This window comes from Microbacterium karelineae, from assembly GCF_009745985.1.
GTDB classification, from domain to species: Bacteria; Actinomycetota; Actinomycetes; order Actinomycetales; family Microbacteriaceae; genus Microbacterium; species Microbacterium karelineae.
The window spans coordinates 49,793-68,916 of the sequence record NZ_WFIX01000183.1; the positions used below are offsets into that span (position 1 = coordinate 49,793).

At 70.4% G+C, this 19,124-nt stretch carries 19 protein-coding genes and 3 tRNA genes; 16 read left to right on the forward strand and 6 right to left on the reverse strand.

Annotation, left to right across the window (positions count from 1 at the left end; genetic code table 11):
* Positions 1 to 226: 226 nt before the first annotated feature.
* The 5 genes from GB932_RS11115 to GB932_RS11135 form a co-directional block, all read right to left on the reverse strand.
* A complete protein-coding gene (locus tag GB932_RS11115; RefSeq protein ID WP_156760773.1) occupies positions 227 to 1,507 on the reverse strand; it encodes a toll/interleukin-1 receptor domain-containing protein in 1,281 nt (426 codons plus the stop codon).
* Between the two features lie 156 nt (positions 1,508 to 1,663).
* Entirely contained in the window at positions 1,664 to 2,026 is a 363-nt protein-coding gene (locus GB932_RS11120; RefSeq protein ID WP_231916140.1) for a hypothetical protein, read from the reverse strand.
* A 735-nt stretch (positions 2,027 to 2,761) separates the two neighbouring features.
* Positions 2,762 to 2,834, reverse strand: a tRNA-Phe gene (locus GB932_RS11125).
* 65 nt (positions 2,835 to 2,899) lie between these two features.
* Positions 2,900 to 2,973: transfer RNA gene (locus tag GB932_RS11130), tRNA-Asp, on the reverse strand.
* A gap of 42 nt (positions 2,974 to 3,015) precedes the next feature.
* A tRNA-Glu gene (locus GB932_RS11135) sits at positions 3,016 to 3,088 on the reverse strand.
* A 199-nt stretch (positions 3,089 to 3,287) separates the two neighbouring features.
* Here GB932_RS11135 and GB932_RS11140 point away from each other — a divergent pair.
* Positions 3,288 to 4,766, forward strand: coding sequence for a M23 family metallopeptidase (locus tag GB932_RS11140; protein WP_231916142.1), 1,479 nt, complete (start codon positions 3,288 to 3,290; stop codon positions 4,764 to 4,766).
* A gap of 130 nt (positions 4,767 to 4,896) precedes the next feature.
* Here the strand turns inward: GB932_RS11140 and GB932_RS11145 are convergent, their stop codons facing one another.
* A complete protein-coding gene (locus GB932_RS11145; protein WP_156760776.1) occupies positions 4,897 to 5,388 on the reverse strand; it encodes an inorganic diphosphatase in 492 nt (163 codons plus the stop codon).
* Between the two features lie 78 nt (positions 5,389 to 5,466).
* Here GB932_RS11145 and tilS point away from each other — a divergent pair, with 78 nt between their 5' ends.
* The 15 genes from tilS to GB932_RS11220 all read left to right on the forward strand — a co-directional run bounded on the left by tilS (position 5,467) and on the right by GB932_RS11220 (position 19,122).
* A complete protein-coding gene (tilS, locus tag GB932_RS11150) occupies positions 5,467 to 6,453 on the forward strand; it encodes a tRNA lysidine(34) synthetase TilS (RefSeq protein ID WP_231916144.1) in 987 nt (328 codons plus the stop codon).
* 108 nt (positions 6,454 to 6,561) lie between these two features.
* Positions 6,562 to 6,825 carry a hypothetical protein gene (locus GB932_RS11155; RefSeq protein WP_156760777.1) on the forward strand — a complete coding sequence of 88 codons (264 nt, stop codon included), beginning with the start codon at positions 6,562 to 6,564 and terminating at the stop codon, positions 6,823 to 6,825.
* Positions 6,807 to 7,748 carry a hypothetical protein gene (locus GB932_RS11160; RefSeq protein ID WP_156760778.1) on the forward strand — a complete coding sequence of 314 codons (942 nt, stop codon included), beginning with the start codon at positions 6,807 to 6,809 and terminating at the stop codon, positions 7,746 to 7,748. The genes GB932_RS11155 and GB932_RS11160 overlap by 19 nt, the downstream gene beginning before the upstream one ends.
* A 9-nt stretch (positions 7,749 to 7,757) precedes the next feature.
* Positions 7,758 to 8,309 (forward strand): hypoxanthine phosphoribosyltransferase, encoded by a 552-nt coding sequence (hpt, locus tag GB932_RS11165; RefSeq protein WP_156760779.1) that lies wholly within the window; start codon positions 7,758 to 7,760, stop codon positions 8,307 to 8,309.
* A 391-nt stretch (positions 8,310 to 8,700) separates the two neighbouring features.
* Positions 8,701 to 10,710, forward strand: coding sequence for an ATP-dependent zinc metalloprotease FtsH (ftsH, locus tag GB932_RS11170; protein ID WP_156760780.1), 2,010 nt, complete (start codon positions 8,701 to 8,703; stop codon positions 10,708 to 10,710).
* Positions 10,711 to 10,724: 14 nt separating this feature from the next.
* Positions 10,725 to 11,357: a GTP cyclohydrolase I gene (folE, locus tag GB932_RS11175; protein WP_156760781.1), complete on the forward strand. Its 633-nt coding sequence runs from the start codon at positions 10,725 to 10,727 to the stop codon at positions 11,355 to 11,357.
* Positions 11,354 to 12,145: a dihydropteroate synthase gene (folP, locus tag GB932_RS11180; RefSeq protein WP_156760782.1), complete on the forward strand. Its 792-nt coding sequence runs from the start codon at positions 11,354 to 11,356 to the stop codon at positions 12,143 to 12,145. Before folE ends, folP begins: the two co-directional genes overlap by 4 nt.
* Before the next feature lie 44 nt (positions 12,146 to 12,189).
* Positions 12,190 to 12,573 carry a dihydroneopterin aldolase gene (folB, locus tag GB932_RS11185; protein ID WP_156760783.1) on the forward strand — a complete coding sequence of 128 codons (384 nt, stop codon included), beginning with the start codon at positions 12,190 to 12,192 and terminating at the stop codon, positions 12,571 to 12,573.
* Positions 12,570 to 13,103 carry a 2-amino-4-hydroxy-6-hydroxymethyldihydropteridine diphosphokinase gene (gene folK, locus GB932_RS11190; protein ID WP_156760784.1) on the forward strand — a complete coding sequence of 178 codons (534 nt, stop codon included), beginning with the start codon at positions 12,570 to 12,572 and terminating at the stop codon, positions 13,101 to 13,103. Before folB ends, folK begins: the two co-directional genes overlap by 4 nt.
* Entirely contained in the window at positions 13,100 to 13,588 is a 489-nt protein-coding gene (locus GB932_RS11195) for a DUF3180 domain-containing protein (RefSeq protein ID WP_156760785.1), read from the forward strand. The genes folK and GB932_RS11195 overlap by 4 nt, the downstream gene beginning before the upstream one ends.
* Before the next feature lie 127 nt (positions 13,589 to 13,715).
* The gene (locus GB932_RS11200; protein WP_156760813.1) at positions 13,716 to 14,291 is read left to right on the forward strand and encodes a PH domain-containing protein; all 576 of its coding nucleotides are present in this window, start codon (positions 13,716 to 13,718) and stop codon (positions 14,289 to 14,291) included.
* Positions 14,288 to 15,958, forward strand: a complete 1,671-nt coding sequence (locus GB932_RS11205) for a PH domain-containing protein (RefSeq protein WP_231916146.1) — start codon at positions 14,288 to 14,290, stop codon at positions 15,956 to 15,958. The genes GB932_RS11200 and GB932_RS11205 overlap by 4 nt, the downstream gene beginning before the upstream one ends.
* Positions 15,958 to 16,665, forward strand: a complete 708-nt coding sequence (locus GB932_RS11210; protein WP_156760786.1) for a Rossmann-like and DUF2520 domain-containing protein — start codon at positions 15,958 to 15,960, stop codon at positions 16,663 to 16,665. The genes GB932_RS11205 and GB932_RS11210 overlap by 1 nt, the downstream gene beginning before the upstream one ends.
* Positions 16,666 to 16,781: 116 nt before the next feature.
* Positions 16,782 to 18,302 carry a lysine--tRNA ligase gene (lysS, locus tag GB932_RS11215; protein ID WP_156760787.1) on the forward strand — a complete coding sequence of 507 codons (1,521 nt, stop codon included), beginning with the start codon at positions 16,782 to 16,784 and terminating at the stop codon, positions 18,300 to 18,302.
* 154 nt (positions 18,303 to 18,456) lie between these two features.
* Positions 18,457 to 19,122: a hypothetical protein gene (locus tag GB932_RS11220; protein ID WP_156760788.1), complete on the forward strand. Its 666-nt coding sequence runs from the start codon at positions 18,457 to 18,459 to the stop codon at positions 19,120 to 19,122.
* Positions 19,123 to 19,124: the final 2 nt, after the last annotated feature.

Genomic DNA, 19,124 nt, shown 5'->3' on the forward strand with positions numbered 1-19,124 from the left:
TTCCCGAGTGCCGTTCGGACGTCCATTCGCCGCCGAAGGGCGCGAACGCACTCGGGGAGCGGCACCGGCCCCCGGGCACGAAGAAACCCCCACGATGTAGAAGCTACGCGGGGGTTTCAGTGGCTCCGACCGGCGTCGATCCGGTGACCTTTCGATTTTCAGTTGGCTTCGGCGGCGTGGTGGGTGCTCGTTGGTCGCCGTTTGCCGCGTGATTCCGCGGGTGCTGTCATGGTTGATCGTGGCTGGTTGAGGGGGGTTTCAGCGGATCTACCGGCACGGAACCGGCACGCCGAGCGTGATCATTTTCGTCGATCGACTCCCACTCTTCGATAATGGCAAATCCATCGACCATGTTGCGTACGGCGGTTTCGTAACGTCGAAGAACGGGACGAAGGTCGCGACTGAGCTTCGTATTTTTCCGTGCGGCATCGGCGGCTCCTTCCAGCTTGCTCATGGCCTGGCGTGAGTTCTGCACGATAGTGCTCAGATTCTCCTTTAGCGAGGCCTTCGCAGCTTTGGTGTCATCTCCGTCTGAAAGATCAGCAAGCTCAAAGACGGCGCGAAATGTCGAATCGATGCGCAGTAGGCCAGACGAATACTCCCTGGAGAGGCGCTCTAGCTCAGACAGCTCTGGTTCCACGTCTGCGGCAAGCTCACGCGCCGCTAGTATCTTGCGGGCGAATGCATCAGCGCGGTTGTTCGCATGGTTCATCTTCTTCGTTGCATTTTGAAACTTTGAGTTGAAACGCTCGATCACAGGCCCGAGACTTGTCAAGGTAGCAGTCCAGGACTCCATCGCGGGCTGCGCATCAGCGACGAGATCTAGCAACCCGGGCGAGTCGTCCTCTTCATTAGCGTGCAACGGGACGACCCCCACCTCCCTGCCGCGTATTAGCGGAGTTGCAGAGGAAGTCGAAGGCGGTACGGACTCTCGCGTCTCTGTCTGAGGCGGTGCTCCCCGAGAGCTGAGCGCGCCGGACGGCGAGGTGGGCCCGGAATCCGACTCAAGATTTGCTGTCAGTGCAACAAGTCTCGCAGCGAGTCGGTTAACGGCGACGCGATGTTCGGCTGATTGCTCGTTGATCAACCTCATCCCGTCCCACAGCTCGTACTGCATTTGAGCAGCTACAGCTTTGAGCTCATCCGTGCTCTGCTCGCTAAGATCTACAACCGGTATGTATCGGATGGATAGGAGGAGCTGTTGTAGTCCTAGAGCATTCGCTGATCGAACAAACTGGGACATCTCCTTGCGACACTCCTCACGGAGAAAATAGGTCGGGGTGAGGATCGGAATGAAAAACGCAGTCTCCTGGAGCGCTTGATCGAGCTTCTGGCGAAAATCATCGCCCCAGGCGATCTTCGAACGATCGGTGAAGATCTCGATCGTCGTGCCCGTGAGTAGTTCATACTCGGCGCGCACGAGATCTGCCAAGCGCAGGACGCGGTCGTTCTCGCGCTCATTGTCGGCATGCGCGTAACTCCAGAAGGCTTTGGCCGTCGTCTCCATGCGCTCACCATACCCGCCTACGCATGCCGAAGGTGTCGGCCAGACACGCCCAGGACGCCGCCGAGGAGCGCCCGGACCGCAGCGGAGCGAGGACCGGACGCACCGCAGGTGGCGGCGCCGGCCGCCAGGCCGGCCTTGAACGAGTAGAGAAAGTTCTCACAGCTCTGGCCTCGCGCGTGCGATGTCTGCGACTGCTGGCCATGGTTTGAACTTCGGATCGGCCTGCGCGGCGCTCATGGCGGAGTCAAGCGCGTCCGAGAGTCCCCACAGGTCGTCGAACCCGGGCGCCCGCACACCTCGTCGGATGGCGTCGAGATCAGGTGATGGAGAGAGCAGCGCCTCGATCGCCTCGATGGTCTTCGGTGTGTAGCGCTTGGCGAACGACTGTGTGATCGTCCCCTGCATCGCTGCAAGCTCCCCGATAGGGGGCTTTGGCTGATGGAACTTGTGGGTGTAGGCGTTGAACACGCTGCGGTAGTCGCGCGTAGCTCGGTCCGCGGCCTCCGCGGCGGCGGACATCGTTCGGAACGCTGCGTCGTGGTTCTGAGGCGTCGGTGCATCCACTGGACCCGTATCCATGGCTGACGCCGCGGCGGACGCCTTCTCCTTGAGACGCTGCAGCACGCCAATGACAGGTGCGGGCACTGTTCTGCGGTGAATCAGTGACCTTCCGGATCATCCGACGTCGCGCGAACCTAGGAACCGAGAGGCTCAGCCGTGACGAACGGCACGAGATCGACGTAGTCGTCATCGCTCAAGCTGAGCATCGTCGTTGCCACTCCGGGAACGCCGCTGCTGAGCTCTCGGGTGAAGACCCCGGATCGATCCCTGGCGCGCGCCACATCGCCGGGGTTTCGTTCCGTCTGCGGGGAACAGCAGCACGCGCGCGTCGAGCACTCGGCTGGCGCGCTGAGCAACGGCGCCGAGCTCCTTGAGGCCGATGAAGTCGGCATGCCGCCGGGAGGCTGCTGATGTCGTCATGCCGACACGATCGCACGGACCTCTGACACGCGACCCGCCTGCTTAAACACGTGAGCCTGGCTCGTCACACCGTCCGGAGGACTGCCAGGCTCCGAGGGCTACTGCCCGCCGTGGCTCGAGCGTAGCGGCGTCGACGGCCCAAGGCGAGAGCCCGCCGCTTCGCGGGTGCCGCGTGGTCGTTCTCCGCGTCGAGAACGACAACGCCGCACCCGCGAACGCCCCCCCCGGGCACGAAGAAACCCCCGCGATGTAGAAGCTACGCGGGGGTTTCAGTGGCTCCGACCGGCGTCGATCCGGTGACCTTTCGATTTTCAGTCGAACGCTCTACCAACTGAGCTACAGAGCCGTGCTACAGGTGACCTGTCGCATTCTAGACGAAAGGCCTCCTCGAGAGGAGGCCCACCGTTAGAGCGACCCTGACGGGACTTGAACCCGCGACCTCCGCCGTGACAGGGCGGCACGCTAACCAACTGCGCTACAGGGCCAGATTGTGCTTGACGCACGATTTTCAATTGTATCAGCTTGCGTGACCCCAACGGGATTCGAACCCGTGCTACCGGCGTGAAAGGCCGGCGTCCTAGGCCGCTAAACGATGGGGCCGTGGGGCGAACCCGGGGGCTCACGTGCCAACTGTTCAATCTTACGCATGCCCCATCCCGATTCGCAAAATCGTGGCGCGTCCTCCCGTTCTCGGGCGTGTCGACTGGGCACGATGGGGCCGACGTGCGCACGCGCGCACGGGGATCCTCAGCGGATCCACCCTGGTGAGATTGTGGCGGGTGTTGTTAGTGTGACTCGTGTGAAGAAGCTCCCCCCTGTGTTCTCGCGCGCCCAGAACGCGCCCGAGGCGTGCGACTGCGCGCCGACGGCCGACGAGCGTCGCGGCTTCTGGGGGCCGGTCACGCGGCGCAGCGCTCTCGCGGTCGGGGCTCTCGGCGTCGTCGCTCTCGGGGCCTTCGGCGCGGTGCGCGGATCCTCGTCCGCGTACGCGATCACCTACAACCCCGACGACTATCCCTCGTGGGACGACGTCGAGCGCGCGAAGCAGAGCGAGTCGGCGAAGGCCGCCGAGGTCTCGCGGATCGAAGCGCACATCGCCGAGCTGAAGGCAGCCGTCGCCGCCGCGCAGGAGGCCGCCGAGAAGGCCGCCGACGACTACTACGCGGCTCAGCAGGAGTACTACGAGGCCGCCTATCGCGCCGATGAGCTGCAGGCGCAGGCCGATGAAGAGGCCGAGCGCGCCGCGGCCGCCGCGGCCGCCGCGGCCAAGGTCGCGTCGCAGCTCTCGCGCTCGAGCGGCGAGAGCACGCCGTACGAGCTGCTGTTCGCCGAGTCGGCGGGAGACGCCGACGAGCTGCTGTCGAAGCTCGGACAGCTCGACAAGCTCGCACAGCGCAACGAGTCGATCTACGCCGACGCCGTCGCGGCCCGCGACTCGGCGCAGCACCTCACGAACCAGGCGGAGGAGGCGCGCAAGGAGCGCGACCGCCTCCAGAAGATCGCCGAGGAGAAGATGGTCGCCGCGCAAGAGGCGCAGGCGATCGCAGAGCAGACCCTCGCGGATCAGCAGGATCACCTCATCACCCTCGAGCAGCAGCTCGCCGCCCTCCAGGACGACACCGACAAGACGATCGCCGACTATCAGGAGGGCGAGAAGCAGCGGAAGGCCTGGGAGGAAGAGCAGCGCCGCCTTGAGGAAGAGCGTCGTCGCAAGGAGGAGGAGCGCCGCCGCCAGGAGGAAGAGGAGCGCCGCCGCCAGGAAGAGGAAGATCGCCGCCGCCGCGAAGAGGAAGAGAACAACAACGGCGGGGGAGGGGCCCCCGCCGCACCGCCGCCCGCCCCCGCGCCGTCCGCTCCGGCGAGCGGCTGGGTGCGCCCGAGCAGCGGCGTGCAGACCTCGGGCTACGGCTGGCGCGTCTCGCAGTGCGGCGCGTCGTACTGCTCGAGCTCGTTCCACGCGGGCGTCGACCTCGCGGCTGGTTGCGGCGCGGGGATCTACGCCGCCTATTCCGGCACCGTCAGCTGGGCCGGCTACAACGGCGGCTACGGCAACCACGTGCGCATCGAGCACGGCGGCGGCATCGCCACGAGCTACTCGCACATCGTCGACGGCGGCATCGTCGTCGGCAACGGCCAGTACGTCAACGCCGGCGACCTCATCGCCTACGAGGGCAACACCGGCAACTCGTTCGGCTGCCACCTGCACTTCGAGGTCTACGTAGGCGGCCCCACGGTCAACCCGATCGACTTCATGGCCGGCAAGGGCATCTCGGTCTAGTCGAGTCAACAAGTCTTCATCGAGTCCGGTGCGAATCGCAGCGGACTCGATGAAGACCTGTCGACGTGCGGGCGCAGACGCGGCGGCCCCGGATCCATGTGGATCCGGGGCCGCCTGTCGTTCCGAGAGCTCAGTGTCCCTCGGCCTCGAAGCGCTCCTGCGCCTCCTTCACGAGGCGCTCGGCCTCGGCGGCGTCGGCCCACTCGTCGACCTTGACCCACTTGTTCGGCTCGAGGTCCTTGTAGTGCTCGAAGAAGTGCGCGATCTCCTTGCGCTGGAACTCGCCGAGGTCCGAGACGTCCTGGATGTGCTCCCAGCGCGGGTCCTTCGCGAGGACGGCCACGACCTTGTCGTCGCCGCCGGCCTCGTCGCTCATCTTGAGCACGCCGACGGGGCGCACCTTCGCGCCGACGCCGGGGAGGACCGAGTGGTCCATGACGACGAGCACGTCGAGCGGGTCGCCGTCCTCGCCGAGCGTGTTCTCGAAGAACCCGTAGTCGGTCGGGTAGCCGAAGGTCGTGTAGAGCACACGGTCGAGGAAGACACGACCGGTCTCGTGGTCGACCTCGTACTTCACGCGGCTTCCGCGGGGGATCTCGATGACTGCGTCGTACGCGCCCATGCCTGTTTCGCTCCTTGTAGACGGGGAGGGGACGCCGACAACACTAACCCGCCGGGCCGACACGACTACCGTGGGATCGTGCTCGATCCCGCCATCGCCGCCGTGCGGCGCGCCGCCCGCGCCGCCCTCTCGCCGTTCGCCGACTCGGGAGCGCGCGTGCTGGTCGCCCTCTCGGGGGGCGCCGATTCGCTCGCGCTCGCCTCCGCGGTCGCATTCGAGGCGCCGCGCGCCGGTGTCGAGGCCGTCGCCGTGACGGTGGATCACGACCTGCAGCCCGGATCCGCCGAGGTCGCGTCGCGCGCGGCGGAGCACGCGCGCGATCTGGGGATCCGCGAGGCGCGCGTCGTGCGCGTCGCAGTCGGCGACGAAGGCGGCCCCGAGGCGGCGGCGCGCGCGGCGCGGGTCGAGGCGCTCCGCGGCGTCGCCGCCGAGACGGGCGCCGCCGCCGTGCTCCTCGGCCACACCCTCGACGACCAGGCCGAGACGGTGCTCCTCGGGCTCGCGCGCGGATCCGGCGCCGGCAGCCTCCAGGGCATGTCGCCGCACCTCATCGACGATCGCGGCCTCGCGTGGATCCGCCCCCTCCTCGGGCTGCGCCGCGGCGAGACGCGCGCGTTCTGCGCCGCGTCCGGACTCGAGGCGTGGGCGGATCCGCACAACGAGGACGAGCGATTCGCGCGCGTGCGCGTGCGGGGATCCGTTCTCCCCGTCCTGGAGCGCGAACTCGGCCCCGGGGTCGCGGAGGCCCTCGCCCGGACGGCGGAGCAGCTGCGCGAGGACAACGACGCGTTCGCCGACATGATCGACGAGATCATCGAGGACATCGTCGAGCACGCGGAGGCGGGCATCGCCGTCTCCGCGGCCGCGCTCGCGGCGAACCCGCCCGCGCTGCGCGGGCGCATCATCCGCCACGTCGTGCAGAGCGAGTTCGGTTCGTCCCTCACCCGCACCCAGACCCTCGAGGTCGCCCGACTCGCGACCGACTGGCACGGCCAGGGCCCCATCGACCTCCCGGGATGCGCCGCCGCGCGCACCGGCGGCCGGATCGTGTTCACGGCAGGCTGACGCCGCCCGCGCCACGTCCGCGGGTGCCAGGTGGTCGTCGTCGGCTCGGAAGACGACCACACGGCACCCGCGAAGCGCCGAGCACGCGACTCGCCCTAGGATCGCGACATGGCAGCCGACATCGTCCCGCTGCGCCCGACCGGGCCGCTCGCCCTCGTCCGCGCCCTCGCCGTCGTCACCTGGGGCGGCCTCGTGTCCGCGATCGTGATGCTCGTGGTGCTGATCCTCGTCGGGATCGTCGACGAGGAGGGCCTCATCCCCTTCCCGAGCACCGTGGACGCGGCGCTGCGCGCGCCGCCGCGAGCCTGCTGCTGTTCGGGATCGGCGGCCCACTCCTCGAGGTGCCGCGCCGGATGGTCGACGCGGCGCTGACGGCTCGGGCCGCCGCCGACCGCCGGAACCCCGGAGCCCCGCGCCTCCCGCGGCTGGACCACGCGCACCTCAAGGACGGGCCGGGCGCGGGGCTGCTCATCCTCGGCCTCTTCCTCGTCGTGCTCGGCCCCTGCGTCGCGCTGGTCGATGTGGTGTCCGGCCTCGACTACGACGGAATCGCCCTCATCGTCGGCATCGGCCTGACGGGCCTCGGCGCCCTCGCGTTCGTCCTGCGCGGGAGCCTGGACGCCGCGCATTCGCGACGGATCGAGGGGATCCCAGGGCCCGTGCGCGGCCAGCAGATCCCCGCCGCCCGCGAGCGGCATCCGCGCGTGTGGCTCTTCGCCGCCGGCGTCGTGCTGCAGCTCGGCCTCGGCGTCTTCTACCTCGGCGTGCTGCTGCGCCAACCCTGTCGCGACTGCGACCAGCGCTCCTACGGTGACAGCTGGATCGAGGACGCGATCGACCTCTTCGTCGGCCTGGGAGCCGTGGCGATCGCCCTGCCGCTCCTGCTCCTCGTCGCCACATCCCTCCCCGCTGTCATCGGCTCGCTGCGGAGCGAGCACGAGACGCGCCGCCGCGCGCAGAACGGCACGCTCACCTGGACCCACGACGCGGCCGCGCAGCTGAAGTCGACCGGCACATGGCTCGCGGTCGCGCAGGTGGTCGCGGTCGTCGGCTTCGTCGTGCTCGGCGCGGGGCTGATCCCGATCCTCGGATCCGACAGCGTCATGGACGACGAGGAGCGCGCGATCCTCACGCCCTTCACGAACGCGATCGTGCCCGGGATCGCGCTCATCGTCGTCGGGGTCGCCGTCGCGATCTTCGCCCAGTTCGAGTCGGCGTCGCGTCGCGCGGCCATCCACCGCGCACTGCCCGGTCACGACGTCCGCGCCAAGGCGAAGGACAGCGGCGACGCATAGGCTGGAGCCATGCGCGCCGCAGACATCCCGAACGACCTCGACCGTGTGCTCGTGACCGACGAGCAGATCCAAGCGAAGCTGGCGGAGCTCGCGGCCCGCGTCGACGCCGACTACGCGGGCAAGGACATCCTCCTCGTCGGCGTCCTCAAGGGCGCGATCATGGTGATGGCCGACGTCGCCCGGCACCTCACGATCGACGCCCCGATGGACTGGATGGCCATCTCGAGCTACGGATCCTCCACGAAGTCGAGCGGCGTCGTGCAGATCCGCAAAGACCTCGACACCCCGCTCGAGGACAAGCACGTCCTCGTCGTCGAGGACATCATCGACTCCGGCCTCACCCTGCACTGGCTGCTCGAGCACTTCGCGACCCGCGGCGCCGCCTCGATCGAGGTCCTCACGGCCTTCCGCAAGCCCGATGCCATGAAGGTCGAGATCGACGCCAAGTACGTCGGCTTCGACATCCCCAACGACTTCGTCGTCGGCTACGGCCTCGACTACGCCGAGCGGTACCGCGGCCTGCGCGACGTCGCGATCCTCGCGCCCCACGTGTACTCGTAGGGATCCGCCGGGCGCGTGTCGCTGCGCCAGGTGTCATGTCCGCGGCGCGTTCCCGCGCGCTCGTTCCTCCCCGCTGCGCGCCCCGGGCGCCGCGGGCGCGTCGTCCGGGGACCCCGTGCGCGCGGCGTGGGCCCAGCGCGCCCGCCAGGCCCGCGCCAGCGCCGCGGACATGACACCTGCCTCCGCTCGCCAGCCGTCGGGATGTGTCGCGGGAGAAGACCCCGCCGCAGCGGACGGGAGCGGACACGATGCCTGCCGCAGCGGTCATCCCTCATTCCGCCGTCGGCGAATCACAGAGCGGGCATAGACACCGGCCGGTAGCCTGAGACGACCTGCGCCAGGGCCCTGCCCGCGCGTCGATCGTCAGGAGGAGTCGGGACAGTCCCGCACCATGAACGTCAAGAAGATCTTCCGCCATCCGGTCCTGTACGTCGTGCTGATCGCGGCCGTCCTCATCGCGGGATTCTCGCTGTTCACGAGCTTCAGCGGGCCGAAGCAGATCACGACGCAGGAGGGCTTCGAGCTCCTCGAGGGCGACACGGTGAGCGAGGTGCTCATCACCGACGGCGATCAGCGCGTCGACCTGACGCTCAGCGAGGCCCATGACGGCGCGACGAACGTCCAGTTCTACTATGTGGGCGCCCGCGCCGACGACGTGGTGAAGGCCGTCGAGGCCGCCGCGCCCGCGGACGGGTACGACGACGAGGTGCCGCAGGCGTCGTTCTTCGGCAGCCTCCTGTCGATCATGATCCCGGTCCTGCTGCTCGGCCTGCTGTTCTGGTTCCTGCTGTCGAACGCGCAGGGCGGCGGCAAGATGGCGCAGTTCGGCAAGTCGAAGGCGAAGAACGTCACGAAGGAGCACCCGGACGTCACGTTCGCGGACGTCGCGGGAGCCGATGAGGCGGTCGAGGAGCTGCAGGAGATCAAGGAGTTCCTCGCGGATCCGACGAAGTTCCAGGCGCTCGGCGCGCGGATCCCGAAGGGCGTCATGCTGTACGGCCCTCCCGGCACGGGCAAGACGCTGCTTGCGCGAGCGGTCGCGGGCGAGGCGGGCGTGCCGTTCTATCCGATCTCCGGATCCGACTTCGTCGAGATGTTCGTCGGCGTCGGCGCGAGCCGCGTGCGCGACCTGTTCAACCAGGCGAAGGAGCACTCGCCGGCGATCATCTTCATCGACGAGATCGACGCGGTCGGCCGCCACCGCGGCGCCGGCATGGGCGGCGGGCACGACGAGCGCGAGCAGACGCTGAACCAGATGCTCGTCGAGATGGACGGCTTCGATCCGAAGTCGAATGTCATCGTGATCGCGGCGACGAACCGCCCCGACATCCTCGACCCGGCGCTGCTGCGTCCTGGCCGCTTCGACCGCCAGATCGGCGTCGACGCCCCCGACCTCAAGGGGCGCCTGCAGATCCTGCACGTGCACGGCCGCGGCAAGCCGCTGGCCGACGGCGTCGACCTCGAGGACGTCGCGCGCAAGACGCCCGGCTTCTCGGGTGCCGACCTCGCGAACGTGCTGAACGAGGCGGCGCTGCTCACGGCGCGCTCGGATGCGCAGCTGATCGACGATCGCGCGCTCGACGAGGCGATCGACCGCGTCATCGCGGGGCCGCAGCGTCGCACGCGCGTGATGAAGGACAAGGAGAAGCTCATCACGGCGTACCACGAGGGCGGACACGCGCTCGCGGCGGCGGCGATGAACTACTCGGATCCCGTGACGAAGATCACGATCCTCCCGCGCGGCAAGGCCCTCGGCTACACGATGGTGCTCCCGGTCGACGACAAGTACTCGATCACGCGCAACGAGCTGCAGGATCAGCTGACGTACGCGATGGGCGGCCGCGTCGCGGAGGAGATCGTCTTCCACGACCCGACGACGGGCGCGGCGAACGACATCGAGAAGGCGACGAGCATCGCCCGGAAGATGGTCACCGAGTACGGCATGACGAGCGAGATCGGCCCCGTGAAGCTGGCCGGCTCGTCGGGCGAGGTCTTCATGGGCCGCGACATGGGTCACGGGCGCGACTACTCGGACACGATGGCGGAGCGCATCGACCGCGGCGTGCGCGAGCTGATCGAGCAGGCGCACGACGAGGCGTACGAGGTGCTGAACGCGAACCGCGAGGTGCTCGACCGGCTGGCGCGCGAGCTGCTCGAGAAGGAGACGCTCGATCACAAGCAGATCGCGGAGATCTTCCGCGATGTGAAGAAGCTGCCGCCGCGCCCGCAGTGGCTCTCGAGCAGCGAGCGCCCCGTGTCGGCCGTGCCGCCGATCGCGGTGCCGGCTCCGGGCGAGCAGTCCGAGGCGGGCCTCGCGGCGTCGACGGCGGCCGAGGGCGCCGGGGCGACCGCGACGGGCTCGCCCGAGACCGGCGGGTCGCCCCGCCCCGCGACCGCATAGTCACAGGAGGGCGCATGGCCGTCGACACCGAGCGGGTCGCCGCTCTGACCCGTGAGCTCCTCGTCGCGATCGGCGAGGATCCCGACCGTCCCGGGCTGCGGGAGACGCCGCGCCGGGTGGCCGAGGCGGCGGCCGAGCTGTATGCGGGCGTCGGCCAGGATCCCGCGGCGCCGCTCGCGCACACGATCGACGTCGCGCACGGGCCGGCCCCCGAGACGGTGCCGACGGGTGCGGTCCTCGTGCGCGACATCCGGTTCCGGTCGATGTGCGAGCATCACCTGCTGCCGTTCGAGGGGCGCGCCCACATCGCGTACCTGCCGGGCGACGGCGTCGTGGGGCTCGGATCCCTGGCGCGTGTGCTCGACATCGCGTCGTCGCGCCCGCAGGTGCAGGAGCGTCTGGGGGAGCAGGTGGCCGACGCCATCGCGCACGGCCTCGGCGCGAGGGGCGTGTTCGTGATGCTCGACGCCCAGCACGGGTGCATGCGCGCCCGCGGCGAGAGGCGCGTCGACAGCTCGACGGTCACGGTCGCGGCGCGCGGCGAGCTCGCGTCGCAGGCGGCGCGCGCCGAGATGGCCGCGTATGTGATCATCGGCGTGCAGAACGCCGCGACCGACGCGGGCCCGTCCGTGCAGGGGCGAGAGTGATCGAGATCATGGGCGTCGTCAACGCGACGCCCGATTCCTTCAGCGACGGCGGCGAGCACGCGGATCCCGCGTCCGCCGTCGCGCACGGGCGGCTCCTGGTGTCCGAGGGCGCGACGATCCTCGACGTGGGCGGCGAGTCGACGCGCCCCGGCGCGCAGCCGGTCGGGGTCGAGGAGGAGCTGCGCCGCGTGCTGCCGGTCGTCGAGCGCCTCGCGGGCGATGGATCCGTCGTGAGCGTCGACACGTATCGCGCCGAGACGGCGGAGCGGGCCGTCGCGTCGGGGGCGCGCATCGTCAACGACGTCTCGGGCGGCCTCGCCGATCCGCGGCTGCTGCGCGTCGTCGCCGAGTCGGGCGCCGAGGTCGTCCTGGGCCACTGGCGCGGACCGTCGGCCGACATGTACGCGTCGGCCGCCTACGGCGACGTCGCGGGCGATGTCGCGCGGGAGCTCCGCCAGCGCGTCGACGCGGCGTGCGAAGCGGGCGTCGACGCGGCGCGCATCATCCTGGATCCGGGCATCGGGTTCGCGAAGACGGCCGAGCAGAACTGGCTGCTGCTGCGCGAGCTCGACGCCGTCATCGGCCTCGGCCTCCGCGTGCTCGTCGGCACATCGCGCAAGCGGTTCCTCGCGGGGCCGCTCGGCGAGGAGGCGTCGCGCGAGCGGCGTGACCTCGCGACGGCCGTCACGAGCACGCTCGCGCAGCGGGCCGGGGCGTGGGGCGTGCGCGTGCACGACGCGGGCTCGACGCGCGACGCGCTCGCGGTGCTCGACGCGTGGGACGGCTGAGATGCGAGACTTCTCGCGACGGCACCGACGAGGAGGCGCATCCCATGACCGCACGTGACGTGATCCGGCTCTCGGGGCTCGAGGTGTCCGGCCGCCACGGGGTGTTCGACCACGAGCGGCGCGACGGACAGACCTTCTCCGTCGACGTCGCGCTCGAGCTCGACACGACGCCCGCGGCCGCGACCGACGACATCCTCGACACCGTGCACTACGGCGAGCTCGCCGAGAGGGTCGCGGCGATCGTCGGCGGCGAGCCCGTGAACCTCATCGAGACGCTCGCGCACCGCATCGCCGGCGCGGCGCTCGACGACGGCCGCGTCGCCGCCGCGACCGTCACGGTGCACAAGCCGCATGCGCCGATCCCCGCCGAGTTCGCCGATGTGTCGGTCACGATCCGGCGCGAGCGCGGCGCCTCGGGGCCCGCATGAGCCGCCGTCTCGCGGAGCCGATCCGCGATGCCCCCGCCCACCTGCGGCCCGTCGCGGCGGTCGTCGCGCTCGGGGCGAACCTCGGCGACACGGCGGGCGCGATCGCGGATGCGACGGCCGAGCTGCGCGCGCTCCCGCTGACGGCGAGCGTCGTCTGCTCCGAGCCGATCGAATCGGTCGCCGTGACCCTCGACGGGCCGGATCCCTCGAAGCCCGGATACCTCAACGCGGTCGCCCTCGTCCGCACGCGGCTCGCCCCGTCGCTCCTGCTGCGCGCCCTGCACGACATCGAGGAACGGCACGGGCGGGTCCGGCGCGAGCGCTGGGACGATCGCACGCTCGACCTCGACCTCATCGCGTACGGCGACGTCGCGAGCGACGATCCGCGCCTGCTCCTCCCGCACCCGCGGGCGCACGAGCGCGACTTCGTGCTCGGCCCGTGGGCGCAGGTGGATCCGGGGGCGCGTCTGCCCGGGCGCGGCCCGGTCGCCGACCTGCTCGCGGCCCTCCGCGCGGAGGGAGCGTCGTGAGGCGCACCTCGTCCGTCACGCTCGTCGTGTGCGCTCTCCTCGGCGCCGCGGCCGGCTTCGTCACCGATGTCGTCCTCTCGGGCGCGGGCCGTGCGACCTTCTCGCCGTCTGTGATGCTGCCGATCCTGCTCGTCGCGCTCGGCGCGTGCTGCCTGCTGTTCGCGTGGCCGATCCGCCGCTCGGTGAAGGATCCGCGGGCGCCGCGCGTGGATCCGTTCCGCGCCGTCCGCATCGCGGTGCTCGCGAAGTCGTCGAGCATGGTGGGCGCGATCGTCACCGGGTTCGCGGCGGGCCTGCTCGCGTTCGTTCTGACCCGCCCCGTGGTCCCGGCGCTAGGCTCGATGGCGACAGAGATCGCCACCGCGATCGGGGGAGTCGTCCTCGTGATCCTGGCGCTCGTCGCCGAACACCTGTGCACACTGCCGAAGGATCCCGATGAGCGAGAGTCAGACGCCGCAGAACCCGGAACAGAACCCGAGTACTGATCCGCCGATCGCGCCGCCGGTTCCCCCGGCGCCGCCGATGCCGCCGGCGCCCGTGCCGCCGGTGAACCCGGAGCCCGCGGCGCCGCCCGAGCCCGAGCCGTTCCAGGATCCCGCGTCCCCCGCGGCCATGCCGACGCCGCCGGAGTTCCCGCCGGCGCGCGAGCCGATCGCGGCGCCGCCCGCGCTCGACGACGGCACCTACTCGCACATTCGCGAGCCGCGTGGCGACGGGCTCGCCCTCGACGGCACGTGGCACCAGATCTCGCCCCGATACGTGGTCTCGCAGCTGCTGCAGGAGATCCTCGGCGTCGTCGTGGTCGCGATCGTCGCGATCGTCGTGTTCATGATCGCCGACCAGCCGTGGGTCTTCGGCATCGCCGGCATCATCGTCTTCTTCCAGCTCGTGAGCCTCGTGATCCTGCCGCGCCAGGCGAAGGCGCTCGGCTACATGCTCCGGGGCGACGACATCGTGTTCCGCAAGGGCATCCTCTGGCAGCGGATGGTCGCGGTTCCGTACGGACGCATGCAGCTGATCGACATCACGCACGGCCCCCTCGACCGGCTGTTCGGCGTCGCGAAGCTCAAGATGGTGACGGCGGCCGCCTCGACGGGCGTCGAGATCCCCGGCCTGTCGCAGGCCGCGGCCGACGCCCTGCGCGACACGCTCATCGAGGTCGCCGAGACGCGCAGGACGGGACTGTGAGCGCGGTTCCGCCTCCCGGCCAGCAGCCGGCGCCCGCACCGGTCCTGCCGTCGGGCGGATCCTCGAGCCTCGCCGACGGCGAGTGGCACCGCCTGCACCCCCTGACGCCGCTGTTCAAGGGCGGCCTCGTGATCCTCGTGGTGCTCGGCATCATCATCGCGAACATGCGCGATCGCCTCATCTACCTGGCGATCCGCATCTTCGCGCCGGACGGGGCGATCGACGACGAGGGCGTGAACGGCGATCCCGTCACCTGGGCGGTCGACTGGACGGTCGCCAACAACATGGTGCTGCTCGCCGGCGTCGCGCTGCTGCTGATCGTCGCCCTGATCGTCGCCGCCTACTGGGCGGTGTGGCGCTTCCACCAGTTCCGCATCACCGACGAGAACGTCGAGGTGCGCAAGGGCATCGTCTTCCGCTCGCAGCGCCGCGCCCCGCTCGACCGCGTGCAGGGCGTCAACCTCACGCGTCCGTTCCCGGCGCGCCTCATCGGCATGGGCAAGCTCACCCTCGAGGGAGCGGGCACGGGGGCCGACGTCGCCCTCGAGTTCCTCGCGACGAGCCGCGCCGAGCAGGTGCGCAGCGACATCCTGCGGCTCGCCTCGGGCGCGCGGCGGGCGAAAGCCGAGGCGCGCGAAGAGCGCGCGCCGGAGGGCGGCCGTCGGGAGGCGCGGCAGCGCCTCGTCGGCACGGTCAGCGAGGGCGTCTCGAGCATGATCGAGGGCGTCGACCAGGCCGACGTCGTCCCCGAGAGCGTCGTGCGGATCCCGATCGCGCGCCTCATCGGATCCCAGGCGGTCATGGCCGCGGTCTGGCTCCTGTTCTTCCTCGTCCTGATCGGCGCGGCCGTCATCGGGCCGATCCTGGCGTTCGCGGACGGGCCCGAGAAGTGGGTCATCCTCGTCGGGGCGGGGCTCGGATCCGGCATCCCGATGATCTTCGCGACCATCGCCGTCATCTGGAGCGCGCTGCAGAAGGGCTTCCGCTTCTCGATCGCGCCGACGCCCGACGGCGTGCGGGTGTCGAGCGGTCTCCTCACGACCATCACCCGGACGATCCCGCCGGGGCGCGTGCACGCGGTCGAGGTCTCGCAGAGCATCCTGTGGCGCCCGTTCGGGTGGTGGAGCGTGCGCATCAACCGCATGGGCGGCACGACGGCGGCGCAGCAGAGCAGCAGCCAGGCGCAGAACGCGGCGGTCATCCTCCCCGTCGGCACGCGCGCCGACGCCGAGCGGGTCGTCGCGCTGCTCCTGCCCGACGCGCCCGCACACGACACCGTCTTCGCATGGGAGCACGGGATCCTCGGGCCGCAGAAGCAGGATCCGTTCACGACGATCCCGCGGCGCGGCATGCTCTGGCATCCGCTGCAGCGCCGCCGGCTCGGCGCGCGCGTCACGTCCTATGCGCTGCTGATGCGCCGCGGGCGCCTCGTGCGGCGGCTCGGCGTCTTCCCCCTCGCGCGCCTGCAGGGCGTGTCGCTGCGCCAGGGGCCGATCGCGCGCCTGCAGGGCCTCGCGGCGTTCCGCACCCACACGGTGCCGGGGCCGATCTCCGGATCCGTCAGCGCGCTCGACCGCGACGACGCGCAGCGTCTCGCCGATCTCGTCGGGCGCGGGGCCGTCGTGGCCGCCGCGTCCGACCACTCGCATCGCTGGGCCGAGGTCTGATGCGGCGAGAGGGACGGCTCGGCGTCGGCATCGTCGGCGCGGGGCGCGTCGGGCCGGTCATCGGCGCGGCGCTCGCGGGGGCGGGGCACCAGATCACGGGCATCACGAGCGGATCCGACGACGAGCGCGCGGCGGCGGTCCTGGCGGGCGCGCCCGTGCTCGAGGCGCCCGAGGTGCTGCGCCGCAGCGAGCTCGTGATCGTCGCCGTGCCGCGCGAGCGTCTCGCGGCGGTCGTGCAGGGGCTCGCCGACGCGGGCCACTGGCAGATGGGGCAGCTCGTGCTGCACACCGACGCCGCGCACGGGATCGACGTGCTGCGCCCCGCTGCGGAGAAGGGCGCGATCCCGCTCGCGGTGCATCCGGCGATGACCTTCACCGGCACGTCGATCGACCTGCGGCAGCTCGCGGCGACCTACGCCGCCGTCACGGCGCCGGGGGCCGTGCTGCCGATCGCGCAGGCGCTCGCGGTCGAGCTCGGCTGCGAGCCCGTCGTCGTCGCGGAGGAGGATCGCGCGGCGTACGCCGAGGCGATCGAGACCGTCACGCAGTTCTCGCGTCAGATCGTGCAGCAGTCGACAGACCTGCTGCGGGGGATCGGCGTCGAGAACCCGGGCGGGTTCCTCTCGGCGCTCGTGCGCTCGACCGTCGACGAGGCCCTCGCCGAGGCGATCCCGGCGATCCCCGACATCCCGCCCGAGCTCGAATAGGGTCGCCAGAGAACGCCAGCAGCGGCACGCTCGGGCTGGCAGTTCTCGGCGACCCGAATCGACGGCGCCATAGACTGGGGCGAGCCTTTCCGCGACCCGAACTGAGGAACACCCACATGACTGAGACGCCCGCACAGAACGCCGCCGCCAGCGAAGAAGACGATGTCTTCGAGCAGAAGGCCGTGCGTCTGTCGAAGCGCGAGCGCCTCATCGCCGAGCGGGAGACGCCCGCGGGCGGCGCGTACCCCGTCGAGCTCGCCGTCACCACGACGATCCCCGCACTGCGCGCCGAGTACGGCGAGCTCGAGGCGGGCGAGGAGACGGGCGTGACGGCCGGCGTCGCGGGCCGCATCGTGTTCAGCCGCAACACGGGCAAGCTCTGCTTCGCATCGCTCCAGGCGGGCGACGGATCCCGCATCCAGGCGATGGTGTCGCTCGCGAAGGTCGGCGAGGATCAGCTCACCCGCTGGAAGGAGCTCGTCGACCTCGGTGACCACGTGTTCATCGCGGGCGAGGTGATCTCGAGCCGCCGCGGCGAGCTGTCGATCATGGTCGACGAGTGGCAGATGGCGGCGAAGGCGCTGCTGCCGCTGCCGAACATGTACACCGAGCTCAACGAGGAGTCGCGGGTGCGCCAGCGCTACCTCGACCTCATCGTGCGCGACCAGGCGCGCGAGACGGTGCGCGCCAGGGCGGCCGTCATGAAGAGCCTGCGCCAGACGTTCGAGGACGCCGACTTCCTCGAGGTCGAGACGCCCATGCTGCAGGTGCAGCCGGGCGGCGCGACCGCGCGGCCGTTCGTGACGCACTCGAACGCGTTCGATACCGAGCTTTTCCTGCGCATCGCGCCCGAGCTGTACCTCAAGCGCGCCGTCGTCGGCGGCATCGACCGCGTGTTCGAGATCAACCGCAACTTCCGCAACGAGGGCGCCGACTCGACGCACAGCCCCGAGTTCGCGATGCTCGAGGCGTATGAGTCGTACAGCGACTACAACGGCATCGCCGACCTCACGCAGACGCTCATCCAGCAGGCCGCGATCGCGGTGCACGGCTCGACGACCGTGACATGGGCCGACGGATCCGAGCACGACCTCGGCGGCCAGTGGGCGCGCATCTCGATGTACCCCTCGCTGTCCGAGGCGTGCGGCGTGGAGGTCACGCCCGAGACGTCTCTCGACGAGCTCGTCGCCCTCGCCGAGGAGAACGACGTCGAGGTGCCGGAGCACGCGACGCACGGCAAGGTCGTCGAGGAGCTGTGGGAGCACTTCGTGAAGGCCCACCTCACGGCGCCGACGTTCGTCATGGACTTCCCCGTCGACACGAGCCCCCTCACACGCGAGCACCGCTCGATCCCGGGCGTCGTCGAGAAGTGGGACCTCTACGTCAACGGGTACGAGCAGGCCACAGGCTATTCCGAGCTCGTCGACCCCGTCGTGCAGCGCGAGCGCTTCGTCGAGCAGGCGAAGCTCGCCGACCGCGGCGACGACGAGGCGATGCGCATCGACGAGGACTTCGTCCGCGCACTCGAGCACGGCATGCCGCCGTCGGGCGGCATGGGCATGGGCATCGACCGCCTGCTCATGACCCTCACGGGCCTCGGCATCCGCGAGACGATCCTCTTCCCGCTCGTGAAGTAGCGGGCGGGGCACGTGCGCGTGTCCTGACCGTGACCTCCCCGCGACGGAGTCGTGACCGGATCGGATCCGGGCCGTGACCTGCGGAATCCCTTCGCGCGTTAGCGTCGGAAGCGGCTGGCGTCTGCTGGCCCGTTCGACATGCGGAGGGATCACCATGACCATCACACGAGCGCCGCGAACGCTCGCCATCCTCGCCGGCGCGATCCTGGCCGGCGCACTGACAGGCTGTTCGACGGGCGCCGAGCCGGCGGACGAGCCCGAGCCCGGAACCGAAGAGCCGTCGGAGGCGCCCGTCGACTCGGAGGAGCCGTCCGAGGAGCCGTCGGAGATGCCGGGCGCCGACCCGGCCGACCCCGGTACGTGGATCATCGCCGACGGCCGGATCGGGCCGATCGAGATCGGTGCGGACTTCTCCGAGACGCTGGGGGCGCTCCCCGACGACTGGGTGAACGACGAGCAGTGCCCCTACATGGCGTACTGGAACGCACCGGAAGGCACCTACCTCGTGTCGTTCCGACACGACGAGATGTCCGACGACGGGTCCGTCGTCGCGGCCACGGTGGAGACGTGGGAGACCGAGCAGGCGGGGCCGCAGACGGCCGACGGCCTGGGCGTCGGCTCGACGCGCGACGATGTCGCGGCCGTACATCCGGACGCCGAGGAGGTGCCCGCACCGATCGGCGGCGGGATCTTCCTCGCGGTCGCTGCCGGTGATCCCGACGACGGTGCGCTGTTCTTCGAGTTCGCGGAGGACGGCGACACGGTCACGACGGTCACGGTCACGACGGACGATGTGCCGGCGTACGAGCCCTGCGCGTGACA